This is a genomic window from Rhizobium sp. 05L429, assembly GCF_056397645.1.
In genome coordinates, this window is sequence record NZ_JBFTNV010000010.1 from 155,851 (window position 1) to 177,743 (window position 21,893).

A 21,893-nucleotide genomic window follows, 5' to 3' on the forward strand; every position below is an offset into this window, starting at 1 on the left:
TGGATCAGGTGTTGAAGGAAAAGACGACCGGCTTGCCGAAGAGCCTCGCCCAGGCAAGCATTGCGGCGCGTTGCGCGTCCACGATCGAGGTGCCCGAAGTCCACCAGCCATTGCCGACCGCAACCACGACGTCGGGATCATCCCACATCGATTGAAGAATCGGCCAGATCAGCAGCTGCTCGTAGCAGATCAGGATGGCGACATGCTGTCCTCGAACCATCCGCCCGGCCGGCGCCAAGACATGCGCATGCGCGCCGCCGGTCTGCCCCATCCAGCTTTGCCAGGGCTGCCACATCGCGATCGGCACCGGCATGCGTTGACGGTAGAGGATACGGCTTTCCGTCCTGCTGATGCTGACAAGAACATTGTCGTAGCCTGACGCGTCCGCGACCGACGCGCCGGCAAGGACGGTAAGCGCGTCATCGGCGAGTTCCCTGCGCCACAGGCGCTCGGCGGTCGGCGTCCAGAAGCCCAGTGCGCTTTCCGGCAGCACGATGATGCTGCCTCCGCTCGCCTGCGCCTTGCGCACCGTTGCAAGGAGATCACGCTGCGCGTTCAAACCGGTATCGCGACCCAGAGCCGACCCCGATGCGAGATTGACGCCCTGCCAGCCACTCGGTATCAAATGGTCCGTCCAGGTCGCGGCGGAYCAGAGCCAGAATCCCGTAAGGATGATGGCGCCAACCGGTCGAAGGCGTGTCGTCATGACCGCCAGGCCGGCTGCGCTCGCGGCCAGTCCCGCCCAGCCCCAGCCTGCAAACAGAACCCCCGCGCCTGTCAGCGGACTGGCCCATCCRGTGATCCCGAAGGGTGGGATCGCCATGAGGAGGCAGGCCGCGAGGTAGCGGGACGCTTTTCTCCACCCCGCCGTTTTCGTCCAGCAGAGCGAATGAACGACGACAAAACCAATTGAAGCGGCGAGCCATAGAAAAAGACCGGGCCAGACATCAGTGACATAGAAGGTCGCCACACCCTGCGGCAGGCCGCGTGACGCCGAGAGGAAATAGGCAGCCGATACGGCGCCGGCTTGCCGCCGACTACGGCAGACCGACCAGATCCCCGGAAAAGCCATCGCAGCAGGAAGCAGGCTGACCGCGCCGCTCCAGCCGATACAGCCTGCCGCGACAGAGCTGCAAACAAGCACCGGCAAGCACGGGCAGTCATGGCGCATAGGTCGCCACCTCTTTTGCCAGGCCGAGAATGCCGCAGGCGGGAACCGGCCCGAAATAACGCGAATCGAAGGATGCCCGAACGGGCGAGTGAAGGAACACTTCTCCGGCGGCAACCACGCCTCCTCCGTAGGATGTCAGGGGCCGTCCGCGCCCGTCGACCGCCAGGAGCCTGGAGTGTGGAAGAAAGACGCCGTCGATGCCGACGGCAGCGCCGATCTCGATCCGTTGACCGGCGATTGCGGCGACCGACTTGATCAGCGGCGCAAACCCGCCCGGACACCGACCCGATCGCAGATATCCGCGCTCTCTGGCTCGCCGCATGTCTGATCGCTGCGGCGGACAGACGAAGACGAGGTTGCCGACCGCCACAGGCCGGTCGAGACGGGCAATGCGCCAGATGCCGATCGGCTCGCTGGGCGTCAGATTGAGCCTGATGCCGAGCTGATCGGCAACGGCAACGGCAAGGCCTGCCGGAACGCCGACGAGCAGACAGGCGATACCAATGCCGCGCATGGACGCGAAGGCGCGAAGCCGGCCGGTTCGAGATGCTGGCTGGCGGGTCACAGGGATTGTCTCGCGGTTTTCGCCTGGCGCTCGGATTGGACCTGATTGCGGGCAAATGCGGTGCGCTCGGCCGCCTCAAGCTGCTGGGCGGTTCGCATCGCGCGCCAGGCGGAGCGGATCTCCGCCTTTTGTGTCGAATTCATCTCGGCCGTCATTGTCCTGAACGTTTCTCCGTCAGGATCCTGTGCCGCATTGCCGAGGAAGGTGCGGCCACCAAACCGTTCGCCGACCGCCTTCGCAAACCCATCGAGTTCCGCCTTCACCATCGTGTCGGCGAGCGCAAGCTGGATGACGGAGGACAGATCCTTCCTGTCGAGCGCGTCCCCGATCCGGTCCAGCATCTGCCTGGCACCGGCAGACAGGGTCGGTATTTCGACTGCGGCCTTGCGACGGCCGATCGCAACCTCCGCATGGGCGTGCCTTTCTGCGGCATGATACTGGCGCAGATAGTCGCCAAGGCTGCCGGCGAGGGCAGGGAGGCTCCTGAGAGCGCGGTCACGGTCTGCCTTGTCTGAGCCCTTCGCAAACAGGCCCGTCTTTCCTTTCAGTGCGCCGAACGCTTCCGGTTCGGCAGCCATTTTCGCAAGCGTGGCCCTCGCTGCCGACGCGTCCTTCAGCATCGCCTCGAAGCCGATCCTTAGGAACGMGGCCTCCGGCTCGCTGTAGACGGTGGTGAAGCGTCGCAAGATCTCCTGCCACTGGCTCTTCAGGCCGAGATCGGCCGCGAGCCTGTCGTCGACGACGCCGTCCGCCGATCGCGCGAATGCGGTCATTCCAGCCACCATCGGCCCTACCTCCGTTGCCGTTTCCGGATTTTTCAGATTGGCGCGCTTGCGCAGCGCGATCGTCGCAGTCAGCGCTGCAAGGCGATGGCCAAGATCGATCAGCCTGGCGCGCTGGCTGACGATCCATACGAGCCGCTCGGCAATCAGCGTGCGCGCAACGTGGACAAGCTCCATGCCACGCGCCTGGGCAAAGCGGAGCGCCTGTCGGTAGAAGGGGCCGCCCTCGTAGTCGAGGGTGGTTTCCTTCGCATTCCGGCGCGACAGGATGGCCTCGAGCCCACCCGCCTTTGCGAAGGATCGGCGGCCAAAATAGAGGTTGAGATCCTCGCGATGGCGAGTCATCGCCACGTAGGTCAGGTGCCGGTCGAGCGAGAGCGAGGCAAGCACCTTGACCCTGTCGACCGTGGCACCCTGGCTCTTGTGGATGGTCGTGGCATAACCGTGATCGACATGGCGATAGAAGCGCTGCTCCACCACGAGCTGCCGGCGATCGTCACCAGCCCCGATCTCGACACAGATGCGGCCGACCGCCGCCTCGACCACCTTGCCCAGCGTGCCGTTCTTCACACCGAGGGAGGTCTCGTTCTTCAGGAAGACGACCTGGTCGCCTGCCGCGAATCTGCGCTTGCCCTCGTCCGTCTCAAAGACGTAGCCCTCCTCGAGGATGCCGCGCGCGACCAGCCGCGCACGTGCCCTGTCGTTCAGGCCGCGAACATCGGCGCGCAGGTGAGCAAGGATCAGCGACGTCTTGTTCGGATCGTAGTCACGCTCCCAGTCCTCGATCAGACGGGTGACTGCGTCCTCCTTCAGCTTCGCGCCGATGATCCTGCCGTGGCTGCGGTAGGCGCCGAGCGCACTTGCGACATTGCCGCGGGCGAGATCGAGTGAAGCGTCACGCATCCACTGCGGGCGCTGCCGGTAGATCGTGTCGAGTTCGCCATAGCCGATGCGATCGGTGATCGCGCGGAAGGCGGCACCGGCTTCAATCGGCTGAAGCTGCTCGGGATCACCGATCAGGACGAGTTTGGCGCCGGCCTTCGTGATCATCTCCACAAAGAAGGCCATCTGCCGCGACGACACCATCCCGGCCTCGTCGAGAACAAAAACGGTCTTGTCGTCGATCCGGTCCCGCCCGCCATTCCAGCGCAGTTCCCAGGACGACAGGGTCCGCGACGCAATGCCCGCTTCCCTCTCCAGTCCTTCGGCCGCCTTGCCGGCTAGAGCCGCGCCGATCACGCKATAGCCGGCTGCCTCGAAGGCCTCCCGGGCTGCTTTCATCATCGTCGTCTTGCCGGCACCGGCGCGGCCGATCACCGCTGCGATCCGCGCGCCGCCGGCTACATGCTCGATGGCCGTCGTCTGCTCGTCCGACAGCTGCACGTGACGCGAGACCGTCGCTTGCAGGATCGTTTCCGGGACGCCATGCGAGGAGCGTTGAGACAGCCAGATCGCCCGGTTCGCCATCTGAGCTTCCAGCCGGATCATCTCGCGCGTCGTATAGCGCGCCGGCGCACGCAGGCCGGTGGAATAAGCGGTCCGCTCCCGTTCCAGCTTGAGGACGCGCGGGCTGCGCAGGATGACCGCCATCAGGCTTTGAAACAGGTTTGCGTCGTCGATATAGCGATGGAGGACCTTGGCGACATCGCGCTCGTCGAAGACGCTCTTCTCCCGCGTGACGAGATCGAGCACGAGATCGGGCGTGACCTGAATCCGCCGGACATTCTGGGTCCGGCGCTCGTCCTGAAGCTCGATCCGTTCCAGCACGATCTTTTGGCGCGCATCGGCGGCTTTGCGCTCGATGGCCTTCGTTCCGACGCCGAGATGGATCGTCGGGACAAGATCGATCCCCTGCTTCTCGAAGGATCGGCCATCGACGCGGATATCGAGACCGGCAAGCGCCAGATGCCGGTTCTGGCAGGCGAACCAGCCGTCGCGCAGGGCGTTGAAGGCATCGATGCCACCCGCCCAGAGCTCGTACACGATCTTGCCGACATCATTGCGGTCCGGATGGCCATCCGCTCCGAGCATGGCGACCTTCTTCGCCCCGAAACCGTCCTCCGTCAGCGGCCGCAACGTCGTCATCAGATGCACATGCGGATTGCCGGGGGCAGCATGATAGACCCAGTCTGCCACCATGCCTTTGGCGGTGATCTCGCTTAGAACGAAGTCGCGGACCAACGCGATGTTCTGTTCGGCTGAGAGCTCGATCGGGAGCGCGATGGTGATATCCTTGGCAAGCTGCGCATCGACGCGCTTCTCGAAGGCCTCCACGGCGTTCCAGAACAGTTCCGAGGCGACGGAAACCGGGCGATCGGCGATCATCGCGCTCAGCCATTGCGGCGCATCGGCTGGGATCTCGAACGCCTCATAAAGCAGCCCCGTCTTGCGCGTATAGTCAATAGCGCGGGCCTCGCGCTCGAATTCCATCTTCGCGCAGTGACGATAGGCCGCCGACAGCACGACGCTGCGGCCGGCGCCGCGGGTGATGATGCTGACGGAAAAATGCGGTACGGCCACGGCATGGCTCCCGGTGATCGGCGACATCAAGGCGTCCGTGAAAGGCGGTACGGTCCGGGACATTCAGCAAGGACGTCGCGCCAGCGACGTATAATTGCGCCCTTCAGAACCGCTCCTTCGGAACGGTCGGGATGATGATCAAAGGCGTTGGCTGCGCCAACTCGCATTTGTGAGAGTGGATCGGCGCGCCGATCTGACGGACTTTCATGAGGTCGACATTGAGACCGCATGAAAGGAGATCCGAAAGTGAAGAAGCCCTCCTCGAAGATCCGCGCCGAAATCACTCGGTTGCAGGAAGAACTGAAGCAGGCCGAGACACGCGAAGCCGAGCGCATCGGCCGGCTTGCCCTGAAGGCCGGGCTCGGCGAGATCGACTTCGACGAGGCCGAACTTCAGGCAGCCTTCGACCGGCTTGCCCGGCGCTTTCGAGCAGGAAAGCCCGTATTGCCCTGGCCAGGGCGCGACACGGCTGCCACGAGCCAATCGCAGACGGCCGCTCTCACGCCTGGCGCGACTACGGGCGCACTATCTGAGGCTTGAACGGATGGCGCGCGCGACGACGACAGAAGCCCGCAAGAAGGATACGCGCGAGAAAATCGAGCTCGGCGGATTGATCGTCAAGGCAGGGTTGCGCATGGAAAAGCGTGCAGTGCTTCTCGGCGCGCTGACCGAACTTGCCAATCGGCTTGCTTGCGATGCAAGCGAGCGAAGCAGGTTGGCTGCAATCGGCGAGGAGCGGTTTGCCCATGATCGGAAATAGGATTGCGCCGCCTGCCCTCGCTGTCATATTGATGCTGTCCGTCACCGTCATGGCACAGGGTCACGAACATCTGCTCGCGGGCCTGGGGCGGAGCCAGGCGAACAGGATCATCCTCCTTCGCATTGGCATCGTGTTTCCCTTTCTTCTCGCCGCCGCGATCGGGGTAACCGTACTTTTCTCCAGTGCGGGTTCCCCAGACATTCGACGAACGGGCGCTGGCGTCGTCGTCGGCGCAATCGCAAGCCTGCTTGTTGCGTGCCTGCGGGAAGCTGCGCGCCTGGGTGTGTCCATCGCGACACTTTCCGCCGCCCAGTCCCAGCTGTCTCGCCTCGACCCTGGCGCGATGATCGGCGCCGGCGCGCTGCTCTTGACGATATGTTTCGCCTTGCGCGTCGCCATCTTGGGCAACGGCGCCTTTGCCGGCACAAGTCCGAAACGGACACGCGGCAGGAAGGCAATTTATGGCGAGGCCGACTGGATGTCCCTCTCCGACGCGCAAGCACTCTTTCCGCAAAGCGGTGGCATCGTCGTCGGAGAGTGCTATCGTGTGGATCGCACAAGCGTTGCCGATCAGGCGTTTCGGGCGGGCGACAAGGCAAGCTGGGGAGCCGGCGGCAGGTCGCCTCTCCTCTGCTTCGACTGTTCGTTCGGCTCGACCCACGGGATCGTTTTTGCCGGTTCCGGCGGCTTCAAGACGACATCCGTAACGATCCCGACGGCGCTGAAGTGGGGCGGCACGCTCGTCCTGCTCGATCCCTCGAACGAAGTGGCGCCGATGGTCGCAGCCCATCGCGAGGACGCTGGCCGGCGGATCAAGATCCTCGACCCGCATCATTCCGAGATCGGCTTCAACGCACTCGACTGGATCGGAAGGTTCGGCGCGTCCAAGGAAGAAGACATCGCCGCGATCGCCTCCTGGATCATGAGCGACAGCGGACGGCTCGCAGGTTTGCGCGATGATTTCTTTCGGGCTTCGGGACAGCAGCTTTTGACGGCAATGATTGCCGATGTCTGCCTGTCGGGTCGCACGGAAACCGATCGGCAGACGCTTCGCCAGGTCCGCGCCAATCTGTCGGAACCGGAGCCGAAGCTGCGCCAGCGGCTGGAAGAAATCTACGAGACGTCGGAGTCGGACTTCGTGCGGGGAAATGTCGCCGTTTTCGTCAATATGACGCCGGAGACCTTCTCCGGCGTCTATGCCAATGCCGTCAAGGAAACGCATTGGCTCTCCTACCCGAATTATGCGGCGCTGGTGTCGGGCTCGAGTTTTTCGACCGACGACCTTGCGTCGGGGGAGATCGACGTTTTCATCAATATCGACCTGAAGACGCTTGAGACGCATGCGGGCCTTGCCCGCCTCATCATCGGCTCATTCTTGAATGCGATCTACAATCGGGATGGGGCGATGAACGGGAATGCGCTTTTCCTCCTCGATGAGGCCGCCCGCCTCGGCTACATGCGGATCCTCGAGACCGCGAGAGACGCCGGGCGCAAATACGGCATCGCGCTGGCGATGATCTACCAGTCGATCGGCCAGATGCGCGAAACCTATGGGGGGCGGGATGCTGCCAGCAAATGGTTCGAGAGCGCCAGCTGGATCTCGTTTGCCGCGATCAACGATCCGGAGACGGCGGAATATATCTCGCATCGCTGCGGCCCGACGACGGTCGAGATCGATCAGGAAAGCCACAGTGTCCAGTCCAGAGGCTCGTCGCGAACGCGTTCCAAGCAACACGCATCGCGCCCGCTGATCCTACCGCATGAAGTCCTGCAGATGCGGGCCGACGAACAGATCGTTTTCACGGCCGGTAACGCACCGCTGCGATGCGGCCGGGCCATTTGGTTTCGCAGGCGAGACATGCGCGCATGCGTCAACGAGAACCGCTTCCATGCAAGCGCACGGCCATAGCTCCACAAGACGTCCTTGGGATGGAATTGCCGATCGCGCCGGCGATGCGGGACCGATCTCAAAAGGGCGGTTCAGTGTCCATTGCGCCGGCCAGTTCAGCAAGGGCAACATTCAGCTCGGCCCGCGCCAGGTCGAGCTCCGCAATGATCTGACGGCGCTCCAGGGGGTCGATCGCATTCGACAGTTCGGCCCGCAATTCCTCGATCTGTGCTTCAATGAAAAACGTCATCGTCCTATCTCCTTGAATGGGTGAAAGATGACGTACGGCGGTGCGGGAAAGGGACGGGGTCAAGGATCGCGAAGCGACCGCGGCGCGGGGCGCGGGGGAACCGATTTTGTGGGGCGGACACCGTCCGACCGCGCAAAATTGGCGGGACCGCGCATCCTTGGGGCCGTCCGTTTTCCGCGCCACAATAGGCGGATCTGAGCAGACATCCCGCCCTCCGTAGGGCACCAACAAGACACAATCGAGCTCGATGCTCGCTTGTGTCTTTCGAGCCTTGCACAGCGGGCTCGACGCCGGCGCCAGGTTCGACGAGCGAAAAAACAGGCCCCGCCGTTCGGCGGGGCCTGTTTTCTGTCAGTCCTGGCTGACGCGGCGCGACCAGATCATCTGGTATCCGTCTTCACCCTCGACCTCCGAGAGCGTTGCGTAGATCGGGGCGGAAAAGCTCGGATCGTCGAGCTTGACCGAGAGATAGTCGCGGCCTTGCTCGGAGGTCTTCTGCCAGGCGGCGCCCAGTTCGACGGAACCTGCGAAGATGCGGTAGTGCGGGCCCTTGTCGGAGGGATTGTCGATCCGGGCGATGCGCGCCTTGACATTGAGGGCGAGGGTGCGGATCGAGCCGGAAAAGCCGTTCTCGGTAGAGKTGAAAGTGCCGATGCTTGCCATTGTCCTGTTCCTTTCGCTGTTTCGGGCCGCGCCCATCGCGGCCTCGATGGCTGTCACAAAGACCGGGGACGATCGGACCGCACCCATAGGGCCGAAATGCAATGGAGGACGGCAAGTCGCAATTTTGTTAGTTGGCGCGGAATGGCGGCACAGCCGCCAGGGGTAAGAAAATTGCGGCTGCCGTTGCGGCAGTACGATCGAGGCGAAGCCGCTCCACGGTCAGACATGCCTCATCGAGCCCGCAGATGGGGGCGCCGGCAACAGGGGCTCGACGGAACGAGCATTGGAACGCGTGCTTTCACCAAGGGGCGGCCCGCGCGATCCGCTCAGCCCGGTCTGCCGATGACATGGCCGTCGCCCGATCGGAACATTCTCGCCCGGGGCCTGTTGCCAAGGCCGGCGCAACGGATATCGTTGCCGAGAGATTCGCCTGCGCGGAGGATATATGCGCCAGACCAAGCCGTTCATCGTCGAGATCAAGCCGACCCGGAAGTCGAAGACCTCTGCGCGCAAGCCGTCGATCTGGGGCGACCTGGATCTGAGCCAGGATCAGGACGCTGCGGCTGCGGCACCGACGAACGAACTGGCCGCGGTTCCAGACGGGGCGAGCGACTGATCAAGATCGAGGCAGGCCAGACCAGCGACGGCCGGTTGCACGTATCGCCTCAATCTCATCGCTCCGGCCCATCCCCAACCGGGCCATATCCGCGCTTGCACTTCCTGCGGGCGATGTCCTGAAATCGAGAAATCGCCTGTTCCTCATTGGAAAAGGTCTCGCTCTTTTCTCCGCCGGCCTTGCCGATACGACCCCAGCTGCGCATGACGGCGATCTCTCCGAACAGGGTCGGCTGGACCGACACGGCATAATAGCGCGACATGTTGCGGCTCGCGTCAATACGCTGCCAATAGAGCTGATGGGACTGCGTTGTCATGCGCGCAGGATCGCCCGCTTTATCCGGCGCGTCCAACGACAAGTCTGAATCGATCCGGTTGCACCGATTCATGATGATGATGGATGGCCGGTGACGGCAGCTCTCAAGCGCTCCCTGACATCCAAACCGGGATGCCGAGCCGTCTCGCCTTATCGGCAAGATTGTCACTGATGCCGGTGCCGGGGAAATGCATCACACCCTTCGGCACGATCTCCAGCATCGGGCGCGAAGCCGATCTGCGGTACGTTGCGGTTCTTCGCCCAGAGCGAGGCGATCTTCTCGGCGCCCTTCGGCGACTTGCCGTGGATCAGCACCATGTCGGGATGCTTCTCGTGGACCTGGTCGAGCTTGGCCCAGATCAGCCGATGGTCGTTATAATCGAGCCCGCCGGTGACGACGATCTTCGGGCCTGGTGGAAGGAGCGCCTCCTGGTCGGCGCGCTTCTTCGCCATCAGGAAATCACTGCTGTCGATCATCGCCGAGGTCAGATTGCGATGGTTGACCTTCGATCCGCTGCGTGGGAGCCAAGCCTTGCCGACGTGGCGCTCGTAGTGTTCGGCGGCCTGGTCGCGCATCAGCTCGAAGGCGTCCTGAATGTCTTCCTCAGTGGACCCGGCGGCTGCGCTCTTCTTCGATCAGATCGACCGCCGCCTCGACATAGGAATAGAAGTTTTCGAAGAACTTCAGATCCTCAAGATGCTTGTGGACCTTTACGACGACGTCCTCGGGCTTGTCGAATTGATACCAGAGTGCCGGCGTCGCGATATCGTGAGGTTCGTGACCGCCGGCCTMGACGATGATCGTGCGAAAGATGCCGCAACCGTCACCCGAGGTCTCGTCGACAGCAATGTCGAAACAGGCGCAGGGCGTATCCGATGCGCGATTGAAGGCCGTTGACGTAAACAGCTTGACGTCCTTTCTGCCGGCGATTGCGGTCAGCAGGGCTTCATGAGCGCTTTTGGTCGGCAGCGCCACGAGGGGCCCAAAATAGACACCGGTCACGGGAGATATGGTCACTTCAACTACGGTTTCGCCATCGCGCGAATGCGTCTGCATCGTCGTTCTCCAGGTTTTTTGTCAGATTGGCGTGCTCAACGCCCTCGATGTTCTTATTATGTTCTCACGCACCGGAAGAGTCAATCCATGACAGCGCGGCCTTAAGGATGGAAGATCACGGCATCGGGCAGGAGGATTTGAAACTCGGCCGGGCGCAATCATTAGCCATTCATTAAGCCTGTTGGAAAAGACAGCCTTCTTGACCTGTGCCGTTTTGGGGCGACGCCACGTTTTGCCCCTATCCATCAACGGAGGTCCAGGAATGGTAAAAGTCATGGTCGTGGAAGACGAAACCTTGATCCGCTTTGCCCTCGCTGACGAACTCGTCGCCGCAGGCCATGTTGTCATCGAATGCGCCAATGTGCTGGAGGCGGTCGCAGCCCTTTCCAGGCACGACGACATCCACGCCGTTGTCACCGACGTCGATATGCCAGGCGGCCTGACGGGGCTCGATCTGGCCCGTTTGATTGCGCAGACCCGGCGCCAGGTGCCGGTCTKGATAACGTCGGGACGCAAGATCGAGACCTCCGGCGTGGACAAAGGGGTATCCTACCGCGCAAAGCCATATGATATGACGGCACTTGTCCGGGAGATTTCGCGCCGCACGGAGCTGGGATCAATCCCGCCTTGCCGAACGAGTGTCGCAGGGCAGTCGGGTCGGGTCCTCGCAGGGCGACGCCGCGGTCAGTGAGGCGCCCGGCACTGCGTTCTCGAACCACCGGCGCCCGCATAGCTGTTGTCGCTTGCGTGGTAGGATCGATATCGCTCAGCGCACCACTTGATACGGGCGATCTCCTCGACCGAAAGAAGCGAGGCATTTGCCGCGTTCCCGTTGCTGGTCGCCTCTGCAAAGGCAGCCACCGCACCCGGTGCCTGCTCGCCGGATACCGGGGTGATGATGCTGAGCGCCTGGGCCGGCATGAGCGATGCCGCAAAGGTGCCGCCGCAGGTGACGGCCATGACAGCGATCTTCTTGAGTTGCGACATTGTCGCCTCCGACTTGAAATTCCTGAAAGCAACGGAAATGGCAAAGCTTTGTTCCCTTTGTGCTGGAAGCGCACGCTCGGCGTGCCGGCAGGCTGAACGAAACGCTTTGCCGTCGTGACGTGGAATGGTAGACCTGCGCCGTCGACATACCGCTCCGGCGATTATGGGTGTCGATCGCCCGAAGACACGCGGTGAGCCGACGAGAGATTGGAGAGGATCCTGGCTGCGACCGGCATCGCCGGACTTAGGTCCGTGTCGCTTGATCACTGTCTGTGGTATGCGCCCCTCAGGAGCGGTTGAAGAAGCCTGGGGGAGTTGATGCAGCTCGAAATCATCGCTGAATTGCGGACGGCTCGAAGCAACCTCGCGGCGCTCGGGGCAGCAGATCGCCTTGCACTTGTCGCACGGGTTCAGCGTTACCTGCTTGACTATCGTGCCGATATTCTCGGTCATATGCCCGGCGAACGGTGCGTCTGGATCGAACGGCTGATCGGCTCACTCTCCCAAAAGGCACAGCAGATCTCCTCCGTCAGCAATGAGGAGTTCCACTCGGTGCTATCGGAGTTCGAAAAACTCCTCGTCCTGCTGGAGGATCTGACGACGTCCTGGAGCGAACTGCCCTACACCCTTCATTGAACGTCCTTCAAGGTCTGGACGGAACAGGGCTGCGAGATGATCGGGAAGGGCGCGACGGGCGGCCGACCCGCCTCCACGGAGAGCACCATGCCCTGCCTGCCCAAACGCCGTAGCGTCGGCTCCTTCCGGGCAGACGACTGACGCTGCGAATGCCGCCTGACCTTGTTGACGAGGTCGTTTAGATCCGAAAGACATCAAGCGTGCTGAATTTGGTCAGCGAAGCGACTATAGACACTTGGTCGAGATCGCGGTCACAACGGCTGCCTCTGAAGTCTCCAAGAGAGCAAATGACACAGCAGTTCGATCTATTTGAACCCGAAAGGGCCGAGCCCGTAAAGATGCCGGCGGAGGCAAAGCAGAGGCGCCGGACTTCGGAGGCGCCAAGCGACGAAGAGATGGTTCGCCACCTTCAGGCGACAGGCCGCTATCGTGTGCTGAAGAAGATCGAGCCGCAGGCGGTTGCCATCAGCTTGCGTCCCGAGTTTCTCTTGCGCGGGGTGGTCCTCGATGTCGAAACGACGGGGCTCGACCATCGCGTCGACGAGATCATCGAAATCGGCGCCATAGCCTTCACATTCGATGCGCTCGGCACAATCGGCGACGTCACCGGCATCTACAACGGCCTACAGCAGCCGATGAAGCCGATACCGCCCGACATTACAAGGTTGACCGGTATCACCGACGCGATGGTCGACGCAGAGATGATCGATGCAGCCGCGCTGCGTCAACTCGTGGAGCCCGCCGATCTCGTCGTCGCTCACAATGCCGGCTTCGATCGGCCGTTCTGCGAAGCCTTCTCTCCGCTGTTTTGCGGCAAGGCCTGGGCCTGTTCGGCCTCCGAGATCGACTGGATGGCGCGTGGCATGGAAGGGACCAAGCTTGGTTATCTGATCGGCCAGTCGGGATATTTCCACGGCGCACACCGGGCGCTCGATGACTGTTTTGCCTTGCTTGCGGTGCTGACCGAGCCTGGAGATGAGGTAAAGGAGGCAGCGCCCTTTGCCGAACTCTACGCGGCAAGCCAACGTACGCTCGCGCGCATCTTCGCCGAGAACAGCCCCTTCGATAGGAAGGATCAGCTCAAGGCGCGCGGCTACCGGTGGTCCGACGGCAGCGACGGTCAGCCGAAGTCCTGGTGGATCGATGTTGCCGAGGAAGGCCTCGAAGAGGAAGTGAAATATCTGCGCTCCGAGATCTATTGCTGGGACGAGGCCGATCCGCTTGTGAGCCGGCTGACCGCATTCGAACGCTTCCGCGCGTAGCGATCACTGCCTGTCGCATAAGCGTCGCGCGTTGGCGGATCGTCCGCCTTGGACGCCCTGCAGCAGCAAGAAAATATTATCCGGCTCGGCGCAGTTGACTGTGGCTTTGGCGTTCACACTGAATATATCCGGATGCAACGAGGATTATCCATCCGATCGTCCAGTTGATGCGACGGTCGAACGGCGAAAATGCTATTTCGGAGGTATGATGGAAAAGCGCTGGACAGAGAGCTGCGGCCCGGTCATTGCGACCGAACGCGATATTCAGAAGGCCGGCGCGATCAACGCGCTCCTCGTTCGTCCCATCGGGATATTGCCGCAAAAGGCGGGCGATCCGATCCGCCCCTTCGCGCTCGGGCTCTTCAATGAGATCCGACCGCTCTTGAAGCCGGATGTAGGACTGACCAAATTGAGACGCGCGACCGCCGTCTATGTGCGTCTGAAGCGTTATTATTTCGCGAGCGCCCAGCCGGGTTCCATGCGCCACGATATTGCCGGTGCGCCCATCGAACCTGTTTCCGATGAAGACAGACTGGAAGCGCAACGCAGGTTTCTGGAAATGAAGCGGACGCGCAGCGAGCCCGAACCACCCGCGACGGTGCTCGAGGCGCCGGCACCCATCCCCGAACCGACGAAGAACGAGCTGATCCGTGCAGCGCTCCTCAAGCGGCGATCATCAGGGACGGTATGATCCTTGCCCGGGGCAAACCCTCGATTCGATCGAGCCGTCCGCCGGGATCCCTGTTCACGTTTCCCACCATCAGACCTTGATCGAAGTTAGGATCAGCTCGGCGAGCCTTTCAAAATCCTCGATGTCATTATAGGGTGCAGCCGACAGGCGCAGCCAGATCGCGCCACCGATCAGGGTGACCGATGCATCGCACTGCCGGTCGAGCAATCTGGAGCGCAGGCGCAATACGGTCTCCAGGCTGACATCGCCGACGGTCGGAATTCGGACCAGGCTCATCGCGCCATGCCATTCGCCATCCGCCGCAACGTCGGTCTCGAACCGGTCCGCCAGGTATGCGGCGGCTCGCAATGCAAGATCGCGGCTCCGTGCCATCAGGACTTGCCCACCGAGGCGGTCGTGAAACGCAATTGCTGCCGGCACGGAAAGGCATGCGGTCCAGTCGCGCGTGCCAACCCAGTCGAACTCTGCCGTCAGGCCTTCGCCGAACCCATGGGAGATCGTTGTCGGATGGATATCAGCGCTTTCCGGGCTGGCGCAGATGAACGCTGCGCCCTTCGGGGCCATCAGCCATTTATGACAGTTCCCGACGTACCAGTCTGCGCCAAGGCGATCGACATGGAGCGGCAGCTGGCCCGGCGCATGCGCGCCGTCGACAATCACGGGAATATCCTTGTTGCGGCACGCCGCGATCATCTCGGCGATCGGCAGGATCAAGGCGCTCGGCGAGGTGACGTGGTCGAGGATCGCAAGCTTTGTCCGCGGACCGATCGCTGCGTCCAGACCTGATAGAAGCACGTCGCGCTGTGGAAAGGGGAAGGGGACTGCCACCTCGACCGTTCGGGCCCCGCTGCGGGCGGCGATGTAATCGACAGTTTTCTTCACCGCTGCATATGTGTGGGACAGGATGAGGATTTCGTCGTCACCATTCAGGGTCAGCGAGCGCAGGACGGCATTGACGCCGGCGGTCGTGTTTTCGACGAAGACAAGCCGCTCCGCTTTGCCGCCCACAAAGTCGGCGAGGATGGCTGCGGACTGTCTGAGTGCATCGGGCAGGGCACGCTGCATGAAATAGGTGGGATGCGCTTCCATCATCGCCCGAAACTTGCCCTGCGCCTGCAGAACCTCGATTGGTGTCGCACCATAGGCGCCGTGGTTGACGATGAGGTCGTTATCCGAAAGGCCCCAGAGATGGCGGATGGACGAGCCGTAGGGCTGGCTCTCCGGCGCTGGCAGTAGAGACAAACCGATCCTCCCCAGAGTTCACCCTGGCTCCTGCGCCCACGCACGGGAAGCCTTGCGGACCGAGCCTAACAGTTCCGKGGACATAGGCAACGCTACCGTAGATAGCGCTCTTCATTCGCCTTCGTCGTTTCCATTTCCTGGAGGCGGAAAATTTCCTCGACCGGAACGATATCCCTGTGGACGTTCTGAACGCCGCCTTCGGCAATGATGCGGGCAAAGACGTGCTGCATGGCGGTCGTTGCTGCACGGATCCCGTAGTTGCCATAGATCATCATGGCAATGTTGCCGAGCGCCTTGACCCTTTTTGCATCGAGCTCGGGATAGGCGTTCGGAACGATCACCAGCGGCACGGATCCGTTCCATCGGCGGGAGAAATTCTCGATCTCGGCAGGATCCCTCTTCTTGGAGTGGATAAGGATCATGTCCGCACCGGCCTCGACATAGGCTCTGGCGCGTGTGAGCGCCTCGACTTCACCAAGCCCGGCGATCAGTGCCTCGGTCCGGGCGATGACGAGGAAATCCGGATCCTGCCGTGTAGAGACCGCAGCCTCGATCTTGCCCTGGAATTCCTCCGTCCTCGACAATTCCTGCCGGCCTCCGATGGCAAGGCTCGTCACCTTTGGAAAGGTCTTGTCCTCGATGACAACAGCGCTGGCGCCCGCCCGCTCGTACTCCTGGACGGCATGAATGACGTTGACCGCATTCCCGTATCCGGTGTCGATATCGGCGACGATCGGCAACAAGGATCGTCCGGCGATCGCCCTCAACATGTCGAGATGCTGCGTCATCGAGATCAGGCTCATGTCCGGCAGTCCGTAGAGAGCCGAAAGCTCGAAGCCCGATGCCCAGAGCCCATCGAAGCCGGCTTCCTCGGCCAGAACCGCCGAAAGCGGGCTGTGCGTCGCCATGATATGGACGAGATGGCCATCTGCCATGCGGTTTCGAAGAAGCGTCGCCCTGCCTGCAGGAGTTCTCGCCGGCCGACTGGACGGCGGATTTTGGTGCCTGCCGCCGGAGGGGTCGATCCCGCTCATTTGCCGGCCTCGTCGAAGTCCCAGACGAACTCGATCCGGCTCATGCAGAAACTTGTCTGACCAAAGACGATGGGCTCGCCGGCCTGATCAACATTCGTGACGTCGACCTCAAATACGCTATCGTTCGGCGACATGCGCAGATGTCGCGTCTCTTCGGAGGTTGCCTCCCGGCCGCGGATCCGGATCTGCTTCCTCTGGAAATCGGCGACCCCGACAAGGCCGAGAATGCGGGAGGTAGCGAGATCCAGGGGTTCCACTGCGGCCTCGCGTCGATAAATCTCGGAGATCGCCGCAAAACGACGCTTGGGAAAATGGTTGCGGTTGAAACTGATCGGAACACCATCGGCGATTGCGACGAGCACGGCGAGCACGACACTGTCGCCCTCGCGAACCCCCAGTGCGCCAGCCACCGTCTTGGACGCGGGAACCTCGCCGACCGAGACCAGTTCACGCGACGGCGTTTGATTGAGTTCGGACAGATTTTCTTCGAAACGCGTCTTGCGGCCCATGCGATAGGGGATCGTCTCGGCAACAAATGTGCCTCTGCCGCGCTCGATGCGGACCAGCCCCTCGTCCTGAAGGTGGGAAATCGCGCGCAAGACGGTGTGCGGGTTGACCCCGAAACGCTCGGCCAGATTTGTCGCCGGCGGCAACCGCTCGCCTGCCGCAAACTCGCCGTTGCCGATCTCCTCGGCGAGCGTTTCACCGATCTGTCGCCAGAGATTGATACCATTCTGCTCTGATCTCACTTTTCATCCTTATCCGTTTTCATCACGAAATCCGACGCCGTCATATAACATTCACGAGCGTATGCGAACTAGAGTTCTAGAACACTATAACAACGCGAGTGACTTGTGAATGGGCAACCTACAATTTCTCATTGTCAGTTTCGATGGGCTTCGACCTGATCTCCTCAACCCCAAGACGACGCCCAACCTCGCGCGCCTGAAACAAATGGGCGTTGCGCTCGATGCCCATCGAACCGTCTACCCAAGTGAAACACGCGTCGCCTTCCCGAGCCTGGTGACCGGCACCACGCCGAATCGCCACGGCATGGTCGGCAACAAATATGTAGATCGGACGACAAACCCGAACCGTTACATCGATACCGCCGATGCAGCCCTTCTCGATCGATTGAACCGCGAAAGCGGCGGAAGGCTGATGACGGCACCGACCTTGGGCGAGATCCTCGCCAAGGCCGGCAAGAGCCTCGCGGTCCTTGCCACCAACACGCCCGGCACAACGCGCTTCTTTCATCACAAGGCGGAGGAGTTCGGGCATCTCAGGATATCCGGTCATTTCGCCGAGGCATGCACGCCCGGCGACGTTTTCGACGAGGTCATAGCTCGCTTCGGGCCGCTACCGCCAGTGCCAGAACAGGGCGAGCCGGATTTTGAGGGCCAGACCTACATCACGACGGTCTTCCTCGACCATATCTGGCCAAAACACGCGCTGGACGTGACGATCGTCTCCTACGGCGAACCCGACACGACCTCGCACTTCAATGGCACCGCCTCGGCAAGAACCCTGGAGATCATCCGGCACTGCGATGCCGAATTCGGTCGCCTGCTTGACTGGTGGGAGGCATGCGGCAGGGATGAGGGCGTCCAGCTTCTCGTCCTGTCGGATCATGGCCACGTCACCGCGCATACAAGGGTCGTGGTGGCGGATGCATTGAGGCAGGCCGGCTTTGCGCCGGGAATAGCACCCGCTGATGGTGTCGATGTCGTCGTCGTCCCGGGACAGGTCGGCGCGCTCTACCTGAGCGATCGCTCGCCCGCCCATCTGAGCCGCCTTGTCGATGTGCTGACGCAGCAACCCTGGGCCGGGCCGATCTTCACATTGGCAAAGAACGACGTGGAGGGCATGGCACCCGGCAGCTTCGCAAGCTCCCTTGTCTTTGCCGAACACGAGCGGGCGCCGGATGTCTATTTCGCATTCCGTGCCGATGACGGCATCGATCCGTTCGGGCTGATCGGGGGCACCTACTATGACAACATGCGGCGACCGGGTCTCGGCGTCCATGGCGGACTGCATCCCAAGGAGCTCGCCGCCGTCTGCCTCGCCGCAGGCTCTGCCTTCAAATCCGGACAAAGCGTTTCAACGCTTCCGAGCAGTATTTGCGATATTGCCCCGACCATTCTTCATGTTCTCGGCCTGCCGCTGCCTGCAAGCATGACGGGCAGGACCTTGCAGGAAGTGTTGAGCAGCCCATCCGCGGAGATCTGCGCGCCCGGCAAGCCCCAAATCCTGGAGACCGGTCTGAACGGATATGTCCAGCGCCTCCAAAGAACCCGTGTCGGCGGTGTCGACTATCTCGATGGCGCATGGGCGTTCAATGCGGCCTTCGCTTCGAATTCGTTGGAAAAGGAAGTGGCATAATGGCCGAGGTCGTCGTCAACCAAATCACAAAGGCCTTCGGCCAGACCGCCGTTCTGCGCGCCTGCTCGCTCAGCATCCGCGACGGGGAATTCCTAACATTGCTCGGTCCGTCGGGCTGCGGGAAATCGACATTGTTGCGCATCCTGGCAGGCCTCGAAGCTCAGGACGCAGGATCGGTGACGATCGGCGACAGACCGGTCGACGGCCTACGCCCCAGCCGGCGCGACGTGGCGATGGTGTTCCAGTCCTACGCTCTCTATCCTCACATGACGGTCGCCGAAAACATGGCACTGCCGTTGCGCATGCGCAGGCTCTCCGCCTGGCAGCGGCTACCGCTCATCGGTCGGGTCGTTCCCGGGACCGGCCGGATCGACGGCGAAATCGAAGGGGAGATCGCGCGGACCGCAAGCGCGCTCGGCATCGACCATCTTCTCTCAAGAAAACCGGGGCAGCTTTCGGGCGGTCAGCGCCAGCGCGTTGCCGTCGGCCGCGCCATGGTTCGCCACCCTGCGGTCTTCCTGATGGACGAGCCGCTCTCCAATCTCGATGCGAAGCTGCGTGTGCAGATGCGCGCCGAGATCAAGGAACTGCATCGCAGGCTGGGGGTCACCTTCGTCTATGTGACGCACGACCAGGCTGAAGCGATGACGCTGTCGGACCGCGTGGCGGTGATGCTCGACGGCGAACTTCTGCAGGTGGCGCCGCCCCAGGCCATCTATGCCGATCCGGACGATCGCCGCGTCGCAGAATTTGTCGGCTCGCCAAAGATCAACATGATCGAAGCGGTGGTCCGCGAGGCGGGGCTTGTGGACGCCGCCGGCTCGGTTCTGGCCGTCGAGACCATGCGACCAATGGGGGCGGCGCTTACGCTCGGCATCCGTCCGGAAGTTTTTTATCTTTCCGATCGCGGCGGCCCTGGCACGATCACCGGTTCTGCACGGCTCATCGAGCATATGGGTTCGGATCTTTACGTCCATCTGGACGTCGCCGGCATGTCCGAACCTGTCATCGCGCGTCTGTCGACCGAGCGCGCGCCGCTGATCGAGCCGGGGCGCACGCTGCATCTGGGCGTCAGGGCTGATCGCATCCTGCTGTTTGCACGCGACGGGCGGCGCATTCGGCCGATGCTTGAAGACCGAGCTGCATTGCCCGGCACAACGCCGCCGTCCGTCATTCCGTTTCGGGAGCACGCCTGATGGCCTTGCTTGAACCGTCGAAGAACGGATTGCCGGAACCGCTGGAAAATCCCCTGCAGAGCCTCGCGGCTCAAGCGACGCCGATCTCACCGTCGCCCGCAAGGGCGCAGAAATTTGCCGAAGCACTCGCAGCCTATGCACTTTCCGGGCCCGCCGTCGTCCTGCTTCTCGTCCTCTTCATTCTGCCGGTGTTTTCGGTCTTCGTCATCGCGCTGACCAACTGGAGCTTCGGGCAAACCTCGCTTTCCTTCGTCGGCCTTGCCAATTTCCGGGAGGTCTTTTCGGATCCGGGGTTTCTGGTGTCTCTCAAGAACACGGTGATTTACGCCCTCATCACCGTTCCCGGCACCGTTGGCCTCGGCTTTCTGATCGCCCTTGTGATCGAAAGCGGCAAATCGCTTCGGGCCTTTTATCGCGCCCTGCATTTCCTGCCCTTCATGGCGACACTCGCCGCCATGGCCATCGCCTGGGAGGCGCTTCTGCATCCGACGATCGGACTTGTGAACCAGACCCTCGGTGCCCTTGGTCTGCCGACGGCGAACTGGCTCCGAGACGAGGCCACCGTATTGCCCGTCCTCGCTGCGATCGGCATCTGGCAGAATCTCGGTTTCGCGATGGTGCTGTTTCTTGCCGGCCTGAAAGCCATTCCACAGGATCTTTACGACGCCGCCGATATCGATGGGGCCGATCTCTGGCTCGACAGGATGCGGACCGTAACACTGCCCATGCTCGGACCGGTGACCATGTTCGTCGTCATCGTGGTTGCGCTCAGGGCCTTTGAATCCTTCGACACCGTTCAGATTTTGACCCAGGGCGGCCCGGGCCACGCCTCGGAGGTCCTGCTCTACACGCTTTATCGCGAGAGCTTCGAATATCTGCGCACCGGTTACGGCGCGTCGGTCACCATCATCTTCCTCGTCATCGTCATGGCGCTGACCCTTGTTCAGGTCCGCACAATCGACAAGAAAGTGCACTACCAATGAGCGCTGCATCCTTCGTTGCCGGCAGATCTGCCAAGCGGACCGCACCCGCACCCCGAGGCCTCTCGGCGCCCGCCGCAATTGCGCGGCACACACTCCTGCTGACAACGAGCGCGCTCATGATGGTACCCTTCGTCTGGATGATCAGCCTGTCGCTGAAGCCGCCAGGCGAAATCTTCCGCGCATCGTTCCGGTTCCTGCCCGAACACTGGTATGCGTTTGAAAACTACAGCCGCGCCATAACGGAGGCGCCGCTGCCGCACTACATGCTGAACGGCCTTGTCGTGTGCGTCGCCATCCTTGTGTTGCAGATCCTCGTCTGCGCGCCCTGTGCCTATGCTCTGGCCAAACTCGAATTCCGCGGCCGGGACACGCTGTTTGCGCTCGTTCTGGTCGGCCTCTTGATCCCCCATCAGGTCCTGGCACTGCCGCTCTTCATTCTCGGCTATCAGATCGGGATCCTCAACACCTATGGGGCTTTGGTCTTTCCCTTCGTCGTATCGCCCTTCGGCATCTTTCTGTTCCGGCAGTTCTTCAAGGCAATTCCCGACGACRTCGTCCACGCCGCAAGGCTCGACGGACTGTCCGAACTCGCAATCGTCTGGAGGATCATGGTTCCGATGGCTCTACCGGCCGTCATCGCCTTCTCGATCTTCTCAATCGTCTCGCACTGGAACGATCTCTTCTGGCCGCTGATCGCCGTCCGCGACGAAAACCTCATGCCGCCGTCGCTCGGCATCATGACCTTCAAGAATGAGGAGGCCGGCAACGATTACGGCCCGCTGATGGCCGCCTCCACTCTCGTCGTCCTTCCGCTTCTCGTCGCCTTCCTCTCGGCCCAGCGATGGTTCCTGGAAGGATTGGCGGGGGGCGCCGTGAAATAAAGTCAAACCACC

The 21,893-nt window shown here is 62.1% G+C and carries 23 protein-coding genes and 1 pseudogene; 12 read left to right on the forward strand and 12 right to left on the reverse strand.

The features are described 5' to 3' along the window. Positions 1-4: 4 nt before the first annotated feature. The 3 genes from AC1DNW_RS13205 to traA are packed head-to-tail and all read right to left on the reverse strand — an operon-like array spanning position 5 to position 5,038. Complete coding sequence (locus tag AC1DNW_RS13205; protein WP_477853053.1) at positions 5-1,171, reverse strand: conjugal transfer protein TraB; 1,167 nt, start codon at positions 1,169-1,171, stop codon at positions 5-7. Further along, positions 1,161-1,685 carry a conjugative transfer signal peptidase TraF gene (gene traF, locus AC1DNW_RS13210; RefSeq protein WP_477853152.1) on the reverse strand — a complete coding sequence of 175 codons (525 nt, stop codon included), beginning with the start codon at positions 1,683-1,685 and terminating at the stop codon, positions 1,161-1,163. Before traF ends, AC1DNW_RS13205 begins: the two co-directional genes overlap by 11 nt. Before the next feature lie 47 nt (positions 1,686-1,732). Continuing rightward, the gene (gene traA, locus AC1DNW_RS13215; protein ID WP_477853153.1) at positions 1,733-5,038 is read right to left on the reverse strand and encodes a Ti-type conjugative transfer relaxase TraA; all 3,306 of its coding nucleotides are present in this window, start codon (positions 5,036-5,038) and stop codon (positions 1,733-1,735) included. 246 nt (positions 5,039-5,284) lie between these two features. Between traA and traC the strand changes: the two genes are divergently transcribed. From traC to traG, 3 genes are read left to right on the forward strand one after another with little or no spacing between them, the layout of a single operon-like run. After that, positions 5,285-5,578 (forward strand): conjugal transfer protein TraC, encoded by a 294-nt coding sequence (traC, locus tag AC1DNW_RS13220; protein WP_477853054.1) that lies wholly within the window; start codon positions 5,285-5,287, stop codon positions 5,576-5,578. A gap of 4 nt (positions 5,579-5,582) precedes the next feature. Next, complete coding sequence (gene traD / locus AC1DNW_RS13225; RefSeq protein ID WP_477853056.1) at positions 5,583-5,798, forward strand: conjugal transfer protein TraD; 216 nt, start codon at positions 5,583-5,585, stop codon at positions 5,796-5,798. Then, positions 5,785-7,707: a Ti-type conjugative transfer system protein TraG gene (gene traG, locus AC1DNW_RS13230; RefSeq protein WP_477853058.1), complete on the forward strand. Its 1,923-nt coding sequence runs from the start codon at positions 5,785-5,787 to the stop codon at positions 7,705-7,707. The genes traD and traG overlap by 14 nt, the downstream gene beginning before the upstream one ends. Before the next feature lie 58 nt (positions 7,708-7,765). On the opposite strand, the gene AC1DNW_RS13235 is transcribed toward traG, so the two are convergent. After that, the gene (locus tag AC1DNW_RS13235; protein WP_477853060.1) at positions 7,766-7,936 is read right to left on the reverse strand and encodes a hypothetical protein; all 171 of its coding nucleotides are present in this window, start codon (positions 7,934-7,936) and stop codon (positions 7,766-7,768) included. A gap of 351 nt (positions 7,937-8,287) precedes the next feature. Beyond that, a complete protein-coding gene (locus tag AC1DNW_RS13240; RefSeq protein WP_477853062.1) occupies positions 8,288-8,599 on the reverse strand; it encodes a DUF736 domain-containing protein in 312 nt (103 codons plus the stop codon). A 445-nt stretch (positions 8,600-9,044) separates the two neighbouring features. Here AC1DNW_RS13240 and AC1DNW_RS13245 point away from each other — a divergent pair, with 445 nt between their 5' ends. Continuing rightward, positions 9,045-9,215, forward strand: coding sequence for a hypothetical protein (locus AC1DNW_RS13245; RefSeq protein ID WP_477853063.1), 171 nt, complete (start codon positions 9,045-9,047; stop codon positions 9,213-9,215). A gap of 55 nt (positions 9,216-9,270) precedes the next feature. Here AC1DNW_RS13245 and AC1DNW_RS13250 read toward each other — a convergent pair whose 3' ends face one another. The 3 genes and pseudogenes from AC1DNW_RS13250 to AC1DNW_RS13260 form a co-directional block, all read right to left on the reverse strand. Then, positions 9,271-9,531 carry a WGR domain-containing protein gene (locus AC1DNW_RS13250; RefSeq protein WP_477853065.1) on the reverse strand — a complete coding sequence of 87 codons (261 nt, stop codon included), beginning with the start codon at positions 9,529-9,531 and terminating at the stop codon, positions 9,271-9,273. Between the two features lie 103 nt (positions 9,532-9,634). Then, a pseudogene (locus AC1DNW_RS13255) lies at positions 9,635-10,163 on the reverse strand (DUF2493 domain-containing protein); the annotation flags it as partial. Next, the gene (locus AC1DNW_RS13260) at positions 10,135-10,587 is read right to left on the reverse strand and encodes a hypothetical protein (RefSeq protein ID WP_477853066.1); all 453 of its coding nucleotides are present in this window, start codon (positions 10,585-10,587) and stop codon (positions 10,135-10,137) included. The pseudogene AC1DNW_RS13255 and the gene AC1DNW_RS13260, both read right to left, overlap by 29 nt. 262 nt (positions 10,588-10,849) lie before the next feature. Between AC1DNW_RS13260 and AC1DNW_RS13265 the strand changes: the two genes are divergently transcribed. After that, positions 10,850-11,278, forward strand: coding sequence for a response regulator (locus AC1DNW_RS13265; RefSeq protein WP_477853068.1), 429 nt, complete (start codon positions 10,850-10,852; stop codon positions 11,276-11,278). On the opposite strand, the gene AC1DNW_RS13270 is transcribed toward AC1DNW_RS13265, so the two are convergent. Then, entirely contained in the window at positions 11,272-11,574 is a 303-nt protein-coding gene (locus AC1DNW_RS13270) for a BA14K family protein (RefSeq protein WP_477853069.1), read from the reverse strand. The genes AC1DNW_RS13265 and AC1DNW_RS13270 overlap by 7 nt on opposite strands. A 318-nt stretch (positions 11,575-11,892) precedes the next feature. Here AC1DNW_RS13270 and AC1DNW_RS13275 point away from each other — a divergent pair, with 318 nt between their 5' ends. The 3 genes from AC1DNW_RS13275 to AC1DNW_RS13285 all read left to right on the forward strand — a co-directional run bounded on the left by AC1DNW_RS13275 (position 11,893) and on the right by AC1DNW_RS13285 (position 14,163). Then, positions 11,893-12,210 (forward strand): hypothetical protein, encoded by a 318-nt coding sequence (locus AC1DNW_RS13275; protein WP_477853071.1) that lies wholly within the window; start codon positions 11,893-11,895, stop codon positions 12,208-12,210. Positions 12,211-12,497: 287 nt separating this feature from the next. Further along, positions 12,498-13,472, forward strand: a complete 975-nt coding sequence (locus AC1DNW_RS13280) for a 3'-5' exonuclease (RefSeq protein WP_477853073.1) — start codon at positions 12,498-12,500, stop codon at positions 13,470-13,472. A gap of 208 nt (positions 13,473-13,680) precedes the next feature. Continuing rightward, on the forward strand, positions 13,681-14,163 hold the full coding sequence (locus AC1DNW_RS13285) for a ProQ/FINO family protein (RefSeq protein WP_477853154.1): 483 nt from the start codon (positions 13,681-13,683) through the stop codon (positions 14,161-14,163). A gap of 69 nt (positions 14,164-14,232) precedes the next feature. Here the strand turns inward: AC1DNW_RS13285 and AC1DNW_RS13290 are convergent, their stop codons facing one another. The 3 genes from AC1DNW_RS13290 to phnF form a co-directional block, all read right to left on the reverse strand. Beyond that, the gene (locus AC1DNW_RS13290; RefSeq protein WP_477853074.1) at positions 14,233-15,405 is read right to left on the reverse strand and encodes an aminotransferase class V-fold PLP-dependent enzyme; all 1,173 of its coding nucleotides are present in this window, start codon (positions 15,403-15,405) and stop codon (positions 14,233-14,235) included. Between the two features lie 92 nt (positions 15,406-15,497). Next, complete coding sequence (locus tag AC1DNW_RS13295; RefSeq protein WP_477853076.1) at positions 15,498-16,340, reverse strand: isocitrate lyase/phosphoenolpyruvate mutase family protein; 843 nt, start codon at positions 16,338-16,340, stop codon at positions 15,498-15,500. A gap of 95 nt (positions 16,341-16,435) precedes the next feature. After that, positions 16,436-17,188, reverse strand: coding sequence for a phosphonate metabolism transcriptional regulator PhnF (gene phnF, locus AC1DNW_RS13300; protein ID WP_477853077.1), 753 nt, complete (start codon positions 17,186-17,188; stop codon positions 16,436-16,438). Between the two features lie 109 nt (positions 17,189-17,297). On the opposite strand from phnF, the gene AC1DNW_RS13305 reads away from it, so the two are divergent. The 4 genes from AC1DNW_RS13305 to AC1DNW_RS13320 are packed head-to-tail and all read left to right on the forward strand — an operon-like array spanning position 17,298 to position 21,881. Next, on the forward strand, positions 17,298-18,821 hold the full coding sequence (locus AC1DNW_RS13305) for an alkaline phosphatase family protein (protein WP_477853079.1): 1,524 nt from the start codon (positions 17,298-17,300) through the stop codon (positions 18,819-18,821). Then, positions 18,821-20,017, forward strand: a complete 1,197-nt coding sequence (locus AC1DNW_RS13310; RefSeq protein ID WP_477853080.1) for an ABC transporter ATP-binding protein — start codon at positions 18,821-18,823, stop codon at positions 20,015-20,017. The genes AC1DNW_RS13305 and AC1DNW_RS13310 overlap by 1 nt, the downstream gene beginning before the upstream one ends. Further along, positions 20,017-21,000: a carbohydrate ABC transporter permease gene (locus AC1DNW_RS13315; RefSeq protein WP_477853082.1), complete on the forward strand. Its 984-nt coding sequence runs from the start codon at positions 20,017-20,019 to the stop codon at positions 20,998-21,000. Before AC1DNW_RS13310 ends, AC1DNW_RS13315 begins: the two co-directional genes overlap by 1 nt. Next, positions 20,997-21,881: a carbohydrate ABC transporter permease gene (locus tag AC1DNW_RS13320; protein ID WP_477853083.1), complete on the forward strand. Its 885-nt coding sequence runs from the start codon at positions 20,997-20,999 to the stop codon at positions 21,879-21,881. The genes AC1DNW_RS13315 and AC1DNW_RS13320 overlap by 4 nt, the downstream gene beginning before the upstream one ends. Positions 21,882-21,893: the final 12 nt, after the last annotated feature.

Bases quoted from the DNA above. Each gene is read 5' to 3' on its own strand.
- traF (WP_477853152.1), bottom strand. From the start codon at position 1,685: ATGCGCGGCATTGGTATCGCCTGTCTGCTCGTCGGCGTTCCGGCAGGC.
- traD (WP_477853056.1), top strand. From the start codon at position 5,583: ATGGCGCGCGCGACGACGACAGAAGCCCGCAAGAAGGATACGCGCGAG.
- traG (WP_477853058.1), top strand. From the start codon at position 5,785: ATGATCGGAAATAGGATTGCGCCGCCTGCCCTCGCTGTCATATTGATG.
- AC1DNW_RS13235 (WP_477853060.1), bottom strand. From the start codon at position 7,936: ATGACGTTTTTCATTGAAGCACAGATCGAGGAATTGCGGGCCGAACTG.
- AC1DNW_RS13245 (WP_477853063.1), top strand. From the start codon at position 9,045: ATGCGCCAGACCAAGCCGTTCATCGTCGAGATCAAGCCGACCCGGAAG.
- AC1DNW_RS13250 (WP_477853065.1), bottom strand. From the start codon at position 9,531: ATGACAACGCAGTCCCATCAGCTCTATTGGCAGCGTATTGACGCGAGC.
- AC1DNW_RS13270 (WP_477853069.1), bottom strand. From the start codon at position 11,574: ATGTCGCAACTCAAGAAGATCGCTGTCATGGCCGTCACCTGCGGCGGC.
- AC1DNW_RS13275 (WP_477853071.1), top strand. From the start codon at position 11,893: ATGCAGCTCGAAATCATCGCTGAATTGCGGACGGCTCGAAGCAACCTC.
- AC1DNW_RS13280 (WP_477853073.1), top strand. From the start codon at position 12,498: ATGACACAGCAGTTCGATCTATTTGAACCCGAAAGGGCCGAGCCCGTA.
- AC1DNW_RS13285 (WP_477853154.1), top strand. From the start codon at position 13,681: ATGGAAAAGCGCTGGACAGAGAGCTGCGGCCCGGTCATTGCGACCGAA.
- AC1DNW_RS13295 (WP_477853076.1), bottom strand. From the start codon at position 16,340: ATGGCAGATGGCCATCTCGTCCATATCATGGCGACGCACAGCCCGCTT.
- AC1DNW_RS13305 (WP_477853079.1), top strand. From the start codon at position 17,298: ATGGGCAACCTACAATTTCTCATTGTCAGTTTCGATGGGCTTCGACCT.
- AC1DNW_RS13310 (WP_477853080.1), top strand. From the start codon at position 18,821: ATGGCCGAGGTCGTCGTCAACCAAATCACAAAGGCCTTCGGCCAGACC.
- AC1DNW_RS13315 (WP_477853082.1), top strand. From the start codon at position 20,017: ATGGCCTTGCTTGAACCGTCGAAGAACGGATTGCCGGAACCGCTGGAA.